Source organism: Pseudomonas sp. TE12234 (assembly GCF_054061835.1).
Genome location: NZ_JBSSEP010000021.1, coordinates 116,819 through 127,448 on the forward strand (window position 1 = coordinate 116,819; position 10,630 = coordinate 127,448).

Consider the following 10,630-nt stretch of genomic DNA (forward strand, 5'->3'; position numbering starts at 1 on the left):
TTCTTCGAGGAATGCTGGTCGTTATCTGCTGCATGGCAGGGATGGCGATGGCAGATGAGAAAAACATTCTGGTCACCAGCGGCAGCGATCGGGCTACACCGATCGCCGTCGTACCGTTCGGTAACCAGGGCGGCAGCGTCCTGCCGGACGACATGGCCGAAATCATCGGTAATGACCTGCGCAATTCGGGTTACTACTCGCCGATTCCCAAGCAGAACATGATCAGCCAGCCGAGTCAGGCCAGCGAAATCATCTACCGTGACTTCAAGGCACTGGGTGCCCAGTACGTCATGGTCGGCAGCATTGTTCCGGCCGGTGGCCGCCTGCAGGTGCAATACGCGCTGTTCAACGTCGCCACCGAGCAGCAAGTGCTGACCGGCAGTGTATCGGGCGGCGTGGATCAGCTGCGAGACATGGCGCACTACATCTCCGACCAGTCGTTCGAAAAACTCACCGGCATCAAAGGTGCGTTCTCGACTCGTCTGCTGTACGTGACTGCCGAGCGTTTCTCCGAGAAGAACACTCGCTACACACTGCAGCGTTCGGACTATGACGGTGCTCGCGCCGTGACTCTGCTGCAATCGCGCGAGCCGATTCTGTCGCCGCGCTTCGCGCCGGATGGCAAGCGCATCGCCTACGTTTCGTTCGAGCAGAAGCGTCCTCGTATCTTCATGCAGAACATCGACACCGGTCGCCGTGAGCAGATCACCAACTTCGAAGGCCTGAACGGCGCACCTGCCTGGTCGCCGGATGGCAACCGCCTGGCATTCGTACTGTCGAAGGATGGCAACCCGGACATCTATGTGATGAACCTGGGCTCGCGTCAGATCACCCGTGTCACCAATGGTCCTGGTATCAACACCGAGCCGTTCTGGGGCAAGGATGGTTCGACCATCTACTTCACTTCAGACCGTGGCGGCAAACCGCAGATCTACAAAACCAGCGTGGGCGGTGGTGGTGCCGAGCGTGTGACCTTCATTGGTAACTACAACGCCAACCCTAAACTGTCGGCCGACGAAAAAACCCTGGTGATGATTCACCGCCAGGACGGTTTCACCAATTTCAAAGTGGCGGCTCAGGATTTGCAACGCGGTAGTGTAAAGATCCTCACTGATAGCACTCTGGACGAGTCGCCCACTGTTGCGCCCAACGGCACCATGGTAATCTACGCCACCCGCCAGCAGGGCCGGGGAGTCTTGATGCTCGTGTCTATCAATGGACGCGTAAGGCTCCCGCTTCCTACCGCTCAAGGCGAAGTCAGAGAACCTTCCTGGTCCCCTTACCTGAACTGACGCGGCGCTATACGTTTTACTTAACACACTGGGGTTCATTAGGAGTTTCACGATGGAAATGCTGAAGTTTGGTAAATTTGCTGCGCTGGCTCTGGCCATGGCTGTAGCTGTAGGTTGCTCGTCCAAAGGCGGCGACAACGCCGGTCAAGGCGCTGTTGATCCAAACGCTGGTTATGGCGCCAACACTGGTGCTGTTGACGGTTCCCTGAGCGAAGAAGCTGCTCTGCGCGCAATCACCACCTTCTACTTCGAATACGATAGCTCGGACCTGAAGCCAGAAGCCATGCGCGCTCTGGACGTTCACGCCAAAGACCTGAAAGCAAACGGCGCTCGCGTTGTTCTGGAAGGCAACACCGACGAACGTGGTACTCGTGAGTACAACATGGCACTGGGCGAGCGTCGTGCGAAAGCCGTTCAGCGCTACCTGGTACTGCAAGGTGTTTCCCCAGCTCAGCTGGAACTGGTTTCCTACGGCGAAGAGCGTCCAGTTGCTACCGGCAACGACGAGCAGTCCTGGGCTCAAAACCGTCGCGTCGAACTGCGTAAGTAATTCGTCATGCGAACGTGCCGTCGTGCTGTAACTGTTCTGGCTCTCAGTCTCGCACCGCTCGCGGTGTGGGCTGCGGTTCCTGTGGTCGATAACAACTCCGGTTATAACAATAGCGGGAGCAGTTATCCGCCTGCAGGTTACGGTACGAACGGCGCCTATGCCGGGGGAGGGGTTTCGGCCCCTGTCTCGGCACAGGGCGAGCTGTTCAACCAACTGCAATCGATGCAGCAACAAATCGAGCGTCAGCAAGGCGCAATCGAGGTTCTGCAAAATGATGTAGCGCGCATGAAGCAGGAAAACCTGGAGCGATACCAGGACCTGGATCGGCGCATAGGAACCGGCGCTGCACCGGCCGCGACTCCTGAGAATTCTTCTACCGGTGGCGATTTGAACGCCCCCGTTGCAGCAGCAGGCGCAGGTGCAGGGGCGGCCGCCGCTCAAGCACCGGCCGCGGGTAGCGAACCGGCGGACCCGGCGAAGGAAAAGCTCTATTACGACGCAGCCTTCGACTTGATCAAAGCCAAGGATTTCGACAAGGCCAGTCAGGCTTTCGCCGCATTCCTGCGCAAATACCCGAACAGCCAATACGCGGGTAACGCCCAGTACTGGTTGGGCGAAGTGAACCTGGCAAAGGGCGATCTGCAAGGCGCAGGTCAGGCGTTTGCCAAGGTTTCGCAGCTGTACCCGAAGCACGCGAAGGTGCCTGATTCGCTGTACAAGCTCGCTGATGTGGAGCGCCGTCTCGGTCATACCGACCGTGTCAAAGGCATTTTGCAGCAGGTGGTTTCCCAATATCCGGGGACTTCAGCCGCTCAGCTGGCTCAACGCGATTTGCAGCGCATGTAAGCCTGCTTGACCCGTTTCGAAGAAACCCGCGCTTGTCGCGGGTTTTTTCGTTAGAATTCACCCCCTTTTTTCTGAAACACGCTTTTTGGGACCTGCGCATTGCCGGGGTTCCTTCAAGTGCCTGACGGAGGCGGACAGCCTGTTTAGCTGTTACGCCCGTGGCGACTATGCAAGACACATTGAGAATTACCGAAGTTTTCTACTCGTTGCAGGGTGAAACTCGGACTGCCGGCCTGCCCACTGTTTTTGTGCGTTTGACTGGCTGTCCGTTGCGTTGCCAATACTGCGACAGCGCCTACGCCTTCACTGGCGGAACCCTTCGTACGCTCGACGACATCCTCGAGCAAGTGGCGGGTTTCCGTCCGCGTTATGTCTGTGTCACCGGCGGCGAGCCCCTGGCACAACCCAACGCCATTCCATTGCTCAAGCGGTTATGCGATGCCGGTTACCAAGTGTCACTGGAAACCAGTGGTTCTCTCGATATATCGGCGGTAGATTCCCGGGTCAGTCGCGTCGTCGACCTGAAAACTCCAGGTTCGAAAGAAGCGCATCGCAACCGTTACGAGAACATTGAGTTGCTCACGTCCAACGATCAGGTGAAGTTTGTGATCTGCTCGCGGGAAGACTATGACTGGTCGGTGTCCAAGCTGATCCAGTACGGTCTTGATCGGCGCGCCGGCGAAGTCCTGTTCTCGCCGAGTCACCATGATCTTAATGCTCGAGACCTGGCTGACTGGGTGGTGGCAGACAACCTGCCAGTACGTCTGCAATTGCAGCTGCATAAATATCTTTGGAATGATGAGCCGGGGCGCTGAAATGACAGAACAACTGAACACTGCTGAAAAACGTGCGGTCATCCTGCTTTCTGGAGGTTTGGACTCGGCGACCGTCGTCGCCATGGCCCGCGCCGAAGGCTACAGCTGCTACACCATGAGCTTCGACTATGGTCAGCGGCACCGTGCTGAATTACACGCCGCCGAACGTGTTGCCCGTGATCTGGGCGTGGTCGAGCACAAGGTCATCGGACTGAACCTGAATGGTATTGGCGGTTCAGCGTTGACCGATAGCAGCATCGACGTACCGGAATCGCCAAGCGAAGGCATTCCGGTGACTTACGTCCCTGCACGCAACACGGTGTTTCTGTCGCTGGCGCTGGGCTGGGCGGAAGTGCTGGGCGCGCGTGACATCTTTATCGGTGTGAATGCGGTCGATTACTCCGGTTACCCCGACTGCCGTCCCGAATTTGTCGAAGCGTTCGAGCGCATGGCCAATCTGGCCACCAAGGCGGGTGTAGAAGGGCAGGGGTTTCGCATCCAGGCGCCACTGCAAAACCTGAGCAAGGCGCAGATCGTTCAGGCGGGCGTGAAGCTTGGTGTGGATTACAGTCTGACCGTTTCTTGCTATCAGGCCGACGATAACGGCCGTGCCTGCGGCAAATGCGATAGCTGCCGATTGCGTGCGGAAGGCTTTTCGGCGGCCGGAATCAGTGATCCAACACCTTATTTTTGATTTATTTCAAAATAGGTGTTGAATAGTCCTTAAAAATCAGTATTATACGCGCCACCACACAGCGGGTCGTTAGCTCAGTTGGTAGAGCAGTTGGCTTTTAACCAATTGGTCGTAGGTTCGAATCCCACACGACCCACCATTTTCAAGCTGTTTTAAAAGTCTGGAAGGCCCACGAAAGTGAGGATTTCCGGATTTTTTTTTGCCTGCGATTCAGGGTTGCTCAGATTCTGGGCGCCACCGCATGACGCAAGTCAGAATCATCTTTTGCATCGTCGGGATATTCTGTAGCCTTGCGCAGCTTCAACGCTGTCCGTGCCTGATCAATACTCACTTTCCCGGCGGTACCCAGCAGGGTCTGGAGCCGGGTGTATACTCGACTTTCGCGCGAATGCGCCTGCAGGTCTTGCGAACATGACGCAGATTTCCGAACGCCTTCTGGTTCAAGCCCACCTCGACGCCAAGCAGCCCAAGCCGCTGACCGCCGATGAGGAAGCCCATTACCGTGCCGCCATCGCTGCCGAGCTCAAGGCTCAGGACGCAGTGCTGGTTGCTCACTTCTATTGTGACCCGATCATTCAGGCCCTGGCCGAAGAAACCGGTGGCTGTGTCTCCGACTCGCTGGAGATGGCTCGCTTTGGCAATGCTCATCCGGCCAAGACCGTCGTGGTCGCCGGTGTGAAGTTCATGGGCGAAACCGCCAAGATCCTTAATCCGGAAAAAAGAATCCTGATGCCGACCCTGGAAGCGACCTGTTCGCTGGATCTGGGTTGCCCGGTCGACGAGTTTTCCGCGTTCTGCGATCAGCACCCCGAGCGTACGGTGGTGGTTTATGCCAATACGTCGGCGGCGGTCAAAGCCCGGGCGGATTGGGTGGTGACCTCAAGCTGCGCGCTGGAGATCGTCGAAAGCCTGATGGATAACGGCGAAACGATCATCTGGGGGCCGGACAAGCACCTGGGCACTTACATTCAGCGCCAGACTGGCGCCGACATGCTGCTTTGGGATGGCGCCTGCATCGTTCACGAAGAATTCAAATCGAAGCAGCTCGAAGACATGAAGGCGCTGTATCCGGATGCGGCAATTCTGGTGCACCCGGAATCGCCGACATCGGTGATCGAGCTGGCGGATGCGGTTGGTTCCACCAGTCAGTTGATCGCGGCGGCGCAGAGCCTTCCGAACAAGACCCTGATTGTCGCCACTGATCGTGGCATTTTCTACAAGATGCAGCAGTTGTGTCCTGACAAGGTCTTTATCGAAGCTCCAACGGCCGGTAACGGCGCTGCATGCCGCAGCTGCGCGCACTGCCCATGGATGGCGATGAATACCCTTGAGCGCACGCTCAAGAGCTTGAAGGAAGGGGCGAATGAGATCTTTGTTGATCCTGCGCTGATTCCACAGGCGATTCGACCGCTGAAGAGGATGCTCGACTTCACCCAGGCTGCGCGGATGAAACTGGCGGGCAACGCCTGAGATCCACCGGCTATTAGAAAAAACTGTGGGAGCGAGCCAGCTCTCGATGGCGGACTGTCAGTCACAGGCATGTTGACTGATAAGCTGCCTTCGCGAGCGGGCTCGCTCCCACAATGATTTGTGCGATGCGAATTATTTGGACTTCTTTGGAATCTGCACCAGTTGAGTATTGGAATACATGTCATGCCAGCTGCGTTTCTGCTTGTCGAACAGCGACCAGAAGAAACCCAAGCCCAGGCATAGCAATGACGCGATAGACACCACGAAACGCAGCAAAGCTTGCCACAGGCTGATTGAGGAGCCGTCGGCATTCTGGACGCGGATGCACCAGACCTGCATCCCCAACGTCTGGCCAGACCAGGTCCAGAACTTGGCGAAAAATCCGAACAGTACGAACAGGAGCACTGTCGACAGCAGTGGATCGCCATCCAGCGCGCCAGATTCGGTGAGGGCGCGCATTTTGTCTTCGCCGATGATCGCCATTTGAACCATCTTGTAAATGCCGCTCGTCACGATCAATAGAGCCGTGCACAGCAGGAAGTCATAGAACATCGCTGCCAGACGACGACCCAGGCCCGCGGCAGGAAATTCGCCCTGGGGGGTAAGCAGGTGTTTCGGCATGGCAGGCTCTCGGCGAAAAAAGAAGCCATTTTACGGATTTGCGCGCACAAAAAAGCCCCTGATGTCAGCATCAGGGGCTTTTTCGTAACAGAAAATTAGGCTTCTGCGATGACTTCGTCAGCCTGCATGCCTTTCTGGCCTTGCACGGCGATGAAAGTCACTTTTTGGCCTTCTTTCAGGCTCTTGAAGCCGTTGCCCTGGATGGCGCGGAAATGTACGAACAGATCCGGACCGCTCTCTGGAGTGATAAAACCAAAACCTTTCTCGTCGTTAAACCACTTGACGGTACCGCTCTGACGTTGGGACATTTCTTATTTCCTTTGACGCTAAAATTAATGACAGTCTCCTTCTCATGAAAGAGTACTGGGGCTGGTTGCAGGAGAGTAAGAAGACGTCGAACGGGATGTAGCTAACTTGTAGGCTACTGCCCAGGTCACGATTCCAAGCGACCCATGCAAACACAGTGAACAAACTCTACGCCAACTATGGGAGAAAAAACAAGCCCTGCGAAGTCCCCGGATTTCCTCAGTTTGAGCAATTTTCCGGCCTGTTAGTGGGTGCTTATTCGTTATGCTGGTTCAATTGTTTTCGATCGTTATAAGCAAAGTTCATAATCGAAGCTTAGAGTCAAACGATGCACTATTTTATGGCGGTTGCGTTACACATTAGTGCACTGTTAACGCAACCGCGTTACTTATAGGAACAGTCAATCAGCCGCGATAGTAGCGTTGTGGAACAAATGGCATTTTGCTTACAAGCAAAGGCACCTTTTTCCCACGAACAATTGCCCACACCGGCGTATCGAGAGCGATGTAGGCGCTGTCGAGGTAGCCCATCGCCAAAGGACCGCCGAGGGTCGGCCCGAAACCGCCGCTGCAGACGCTGCCGATGATCTCGCCGGCTTCGTTGACGATCTCTGCGCCTTCGCGCACCGGGGTGCGTTCCTGCGGCAGCAGGCCGACCCGTTTGCGGTTAACGCCGCCCTGTTGTTGGGCGAATACGATCTCTGCACCCGGGAAGCCACCGGCGCGCGCGCCATCGGCACGGCGTGGCTTGGATATGGCCCACAACAGGCTGGCCTCGATCGGGGTGGTGTCGGTGTTCATGTCGTGGCCGTACAGGCACAGGCCGGCTTCCAGGCGCAACGAGTCGCGCGCGCCGAGGCCGATGGCTTCTACTTCCGGTTCTGCCAACAGGGCGCGGGCCAGGGCTTCGGCATTTTGCGCCGGCACGGAAATTTCGAAGCCGTCTTCACCGGTGTAGCCCGAGCGGCTGACAAAACACTCCACGCCCAAAAGTTTCACACGGGTGAACTGCATGAACGTCATCTTCGCCACTTCCGGCGCCAGTCGTGCCAGGACAGTGACCGCCGTCGGGCCTTGCAGTGCGAGCAGGGCGCGCTCTTCGAACAGAGGCTCGATGGTGCATTGATCGCCAATATGCTTGCGCAGGTGCGCCAGATCCTGATCTTTACAGGCGGCATTGACCACCAGGAACAACTCGTCGTTACCCAGGTTGGCGACCATCAGGTCGTCGAGGATGCCGCCGCTCTCATTGGTGAACATCGCGTAACGTTGCATACCCACTGGCAGGTCGATGATGTCCACCGGCACGAGGGTTTCCAGGGCCTTGGCGGCATTGGCACCGGTCAGGCGGATCTGGCCCATGTGCGAAACATCAAACAGTCCGGCCTGGTCGCGGGTGTGCTGGTGTTCTTTCATCACGCCCAGCGGGTACTGCACAGGCATGTCATAGCCTGCGAACGGAACCATGCGTGCGCCGAGTTCGATATGCAGGGCGTGCAACGGGGTTTTCAACAGTGGTTCGGTGGACATATTCAGCTCCTGAAGAAGTGTGCAGGTGAGCGCACATCAGCACTCGATAATGTTGACCGCTAGACCGCCACGGGCGGTTTCTTTGTATTTGCTTTTCATGTCGGCGCCGGTCTGGCGCATGGTGCGAATGACCTTGTCGAGGGAGACGAAGTGTTGCCCGTCGCCGCGCATGGCCATGCGCACGGCATTGATGGCCTTGACCGAGCCCATGGCGTTGCGCTCGATGCAAGGCACCTGCACCAGTCCGCCAATCGGGTCGCACGTCAGGCCGAGGTTGTGTTCCATGCCGATTTCGGCGGCGTTTTCCACTTGCTGAACGCTGCCGCCGAGAACTTCGCACAGAGCACCGGCAGCCATGGAACACGCTACGCCCACTTCACCCTGGCAGCCGACTTCGGCGCCGGAGATAGAGGCATTTTCCTTGTACAGGATGCCGATGGCCGCAGCGGTCAGCAGGAAGCGCACCACCCCGTCATTGTTCGCGCCGGGAATAAAACGCATGTAGTAATGCAGCACCGCCGGAATGATCCCGGCCGCGCCATTGGTGGGGGCCGTGACCACGCGCCCGCCGTTGGCGTTTTCTTCGTTGACGGCCAGGGCGTAGAGGTTGACCCAGTCCAGCACGGACAGTGGATCGCGCAAGGCGGACTCTGGATTGCTGCACAGTTGTCGATGCAGCGCGGCCGCCCGCCGTTTGACCTTCAAACCGCCAGGCAGGATGCCTTCGTTGCGGCAACCGGCGGCGACGCAGTCCTGCATCACTTGCCAGATTTTCAGCAGGCCGGCACGGGTTTCCGCTTCCGGGCGCCAGGCGCTTTCGTTGGTCAGCATCACCTGGCTGATAGACAAGCCATAGGTGGTGCAATGACCGAGCAAGTCCTTGGCACTTTTGAAGGGAAAGGTCAGGGGCGTGGCATCTTCAACGATGCGGTCGGCGCCAGCGGCATCTTCATCGACGACAAACCCGCCGCCGACCGAGTAATACTCGCGACTGCGAATTTGCAGGCCGGCTGCGTCAAATGCGCGGAAGATCATGCCATTGGGGTGATAGGCCAATGGCTTGCGAATCATGGCCAGGTGTTCTTTCTCGTTGAACGCAATGCTGTGTTCGCCGAGCAGGTTCAAGCGTCCGTTGCCGCGAATCTGTTGCAGACGGGCGGCGACGGTTTCGGTATCTACGGTGTCAGGGTGTTCGCCCTCCAGGCCGAGCAGCACAGCCTTGTCGCTGCCGTGGCCTTTGCCGGTGGCGCCGAGCGAGCCGTAAAGCTCGACCTTGACGCAGGCAGTCGTTGTCAGCAGTCCTTCACGGCGCAAGCCTTCGGCAAAACGCGCGGCGGCGCGCATCGGGCCGACGGTGTGGGAGCTGGAAGGACCGATGCCAATCTTGAACAGGTCGAACACGCTTAACGACATGGTTGTTCTCCGGTTTCTTGTTATAGGAATGGACGGAAATTCTGCCTTGATGCATTCCTTGTGGGAGCTGGCTTGCCAGCGATGGCGGTGGGTCAGGCAACAGATACGTAGACTGATCCACCCTCATCGCTGGCAAGCCAGCTCCTACAGGGGGTTCTGGTGTTCTTGAAAGTGGGGGCGAGCAAACCCGCCCCCTCATTCGATTAAGCGTAGCTTTCGATCGACGGGCAGGCGCAAACCAGGTTGCGGTCGCCGAAGACGTTGTCGACGCGACCGACCGGCGGCCAGTACTTGCCTTCGATCAGCGACGCTACCGGATAAACCGCCTGCTCCCGGCTATACGGATGCGACCACTCGCCCACCAGCTCCGCCGCGGTATGCGGGGCGTTTTTCAGCGGGTTGTCGTCCTTGTCCAGGCTGCCGTTTTCCACCGCGCGGATTTCTTCGCGGATGCGGATCATGGCGTCGCAGAAGCGGTCCAGTTCTTCTTTGGATTCGCTTTCGGTCGGCTCGATCATCAGCGTGCCGGCCACCGGGAAGGACATGGTCGGGGCGTGGAAGCCGAAGTCGATCAGGCGCTTGGCCACGTCGTCGACGCTGATGCCGCTGCTGTCTTTGAGCGGACGCAGGTCGAGGATGCACTCGTGCGCCACCAGGCCGTTGCTGCCGGTGTAGAGCACCGGGTAGTGCTCTTCGAGGCGACGGGAAATGTAGTTGGCGTTGAGGATCGCCAGCTGCGAGGCGCGCTTGAGACCGGCGCCGCCCATCATGCGGATGTACATCCAGGTGATCGGCAGGATGCTCGCGCTGCCGAACGGCGCGGCGCACACCGCGCCTTCTTTGCGCGCCATCTGCGCGTGGCCTGGCAGGAACGGCGTCAGGTGCGATTTCACACCAATCGGGCCGACGCCCGGGCCGCCACCGCCGTGGGGAATGCAGAAGGTTTTGTGCAGGTTCAGGTGCGACACGTCGCCGCCGAACTTGCCCGGGGCGCAGAGGCCGACCATGGCGTTCATGTTGGCGCCGTCGATGTACACCTGGCCGCCGTGGTCATGGATGATGCCGCAGATTTCGCGGATGCCTTCCTCGAACAC

Annotated in this window: 10 protein-coding genes, 1 tRNA gene and 1 pseudogene; 7 read left to right on the forward strand and 5 right to left on the reverse strand. The window is 58.1% G+C overall.

What is annotated here, in order from left to right; translation table 11 throughout:
* Positions 1-11: 11 nt before the first annotated feature.
* The 7 genes from tolB (at position 12) to nadA (ending at position 5,667) form a co-directional block, all read left to right on the forward strand.
* Positions 12-1,292 carry a Tol-Pal system beta propeller repeat protein TolB gene (tolB, locus tag ACVWYU_RS26220; protein WP_162842395.1) on the forward strand — a complete coding sequence of 427 codons (1,281 nt, stop codon included), beginning with the start codon at positions 12-14 and terminating at the stop codon, positions 1,290-1,292.
* Between the two features lie 52 nt (positions 1,293-1,344).
* Positions 1,345-1,842 (forward strand): peptidoglycan-associated lipoprotein Pal, encoded by a 498-nt coding sequence (pal, locus tag ACVWYU_RS26225; protein WP_090187413.1) that lies wholly within the window; start codon positions 1,345-1,347, stop codon positions 1,840-1,842.
* Between the two features lie 6 nt (positions 1,843-1,848).
* Complete coding sequence (gene ybgF / locus ACVWYU_RS26230; RefSeq protein WP_247257330.1) at positions 1,849-2,688, forward strand: tol-pal system protein YbgF; 840 nt, start codon at positions 1,849-1,851, stop codon at positions 2,686-2,688.
* 167 nt (positions 2,689-2,855) lie between these two features.
* Positions 2,856-3,503 (forward strand): 7-carboxy-7-deazaguanine synthase QueE, encoded by a 648-nt coding sequence (queE, locus tag ACVWYU_RS26235; RefSeq protein WP_457374063.1) that lies wholly within the window; start codon positions 2,856-2,858, stop codon positions 3,501-3,503.
* A 1-nt stretch (position 3,504) separates the two neighbouring features.
* Positions 3,505-4,197, forward strand: a complete 693-nt coding sequence (gene queC / locus ACVWYU_RS26240) for a 7-cyano-7-deazaguanine synthase QueC (protein WP_090324765.1) — start codon at positions 3,505-3,507, stop codon at positions 4,195-4,197.
* 63 nt (positions 4,198-4,260) lie between these two features.
* Positions 4,261-4,336, forward strand: a tRNA-Lys gene (locus ACVWYU_RS26245).
* 272 nt (positions 4,337-4,608) lie between these two features.
* Positions 4,609-5,667 (forward strand): quinolinate synthase NadA, encoded by a 1,059-nt coding sequence (gene nadA / locus ACVWYU_RS26250; RefSeq protein WP_248915958.1) that lies wholly within the window; start codon positions 4,609-4,611, stop codon positions 5,665-5,667.
* Positions 5,668-5,799: 132 nt separating this feature from the next.
* Here the strand turns inward: nadA and ACVWYU_RS26255 are convergent, their stop codons facing one another.
* From ACVWYU_RS26255 to ACVWYU_RS26275, 5 genes and pseudogenes are all read right to left on the reverse strand, one after another.
* Positions 5,800-6,288, reverse strand: coding sequence for an RDD family protein (locus ACVWYU_RS26255; protein WP_457374064.1), 489 nt, complete (start codon positions 6,286-6,288; stop codon positions 5,800-5,802).
* A 95-nt stretch (positions 6,289-6,383) separates the two neighbouring features.
* Positions 6,384-6,596, reverse strand: a complete 213-nt coding sequence (locus ACVWYU_RS26260; RefSeq protein ID WP_010220199.1) for a cold-shock protein — start codon at positions 6,594-6,596, stop codon at positions 6,384-6,386.
* A gap of 402 nt (positions 6,597-6,998) precedes the next feature.
* Entirely contained in the window at positions 6,999-8,123 is a 1,125-nt protein-coding gene (gene gcvT / locus ACVWYU_RS26265; protein WP_248915956.1) for a glycine cleavage system aminomethyltransferase GcvT, read from the reverse strand.
* Between the two features lie 36 nt (positions 8,124-8,159).
* Complete coding sequence (locus tag ACVWYU_RS26270; RefSeq protein WP_457374065.1) at positions 8,160-9,536, reverse strand: L-serine ammonia-lyase; 1,377 nt, start codon at positions 9,534-9,536, stop codon at positions 8,160-8,162.
* Between the two features lie 203 nt (positions 9,537-9,739).
* Positions 9,740-10,630, reverse strand: a pseudogene (locus ACVWYU_RS26275) (glycine dehydrogenase (aminomethyl-transferring)); the annotation flags it as partial.

Excerpts from the sequence above, each read along its gene's own strand:
- nadA (WP_248915958.1), top strand. The coding sequence starts at position 4,609 with ATGACGCAGATTTCCGAACGCCTTCTGGTTCAAGCCCACCTCGACGCC.
- pal (WP_090187413.1), top strand. The coding sequence starts at position 1,345 with ATGGAAATGCTGAAGTTTGGTAAATTTGCTGCGCTGGCTCTGGCCATG.
- ACVWYU_RS26270 (WP_457374065.1), bottom strand. The coding sequence starts at position 9,536 with ATGTCGTTAAGCGTGTTCGACCTGTTCAAGATTGGCATCGGTCCTTCC.
- ybgF (WP_247257330.1), top strand. The coding sequence starts at position 1,849 with ATGCGAACGTGCCGTCGTGCTGTAACTGTTCTGGCTCTCAGTCTCGCA.
- tolB (WP_162842395.1), top strand. The coding sequence starts at position 12 with ATGCTGGTCGTTATCTGCTGCATGGCAGGGATGGCGATGGCAGATGAG.
- queC (WP_090324765.1), top strand. The coding sequence starts at position 3,505 with ATGACAGAACAACTGAACACTGCTGAAAAACGTGCGGTCATCCTGCTT.
- ACVWYU_RS26255 (WP_457374064.1), bottom strand. The coding sequence starts at position 6,288 with ATGCCGAAACACCTGCTTACCCCCCAGGGCGAATTTCCTGCCGCGGGC.
- ACVWYU_RS26260 (WP_010220199.1), bottom strand. The coding sequence starts at position 6,596 with ATGTCCCAACGTCAGAGCGGTACCGTCAAGTGGTTTAACGACGAGAAA.
- gcvT (WP_248915956.1), bottom strand. The coding sequence starts at position 8,123 with ATGTCCACCGAACCACTGTTGAAAACCCCGTTGCACGCCCTGCATATC.
- queE (WP_457374063.1), top strand. The coding sequence starts at position 2,856 with ATGCAAGACACATTGAGAATTACCGAAGTTTTCTACTCGTTGCAGGGT.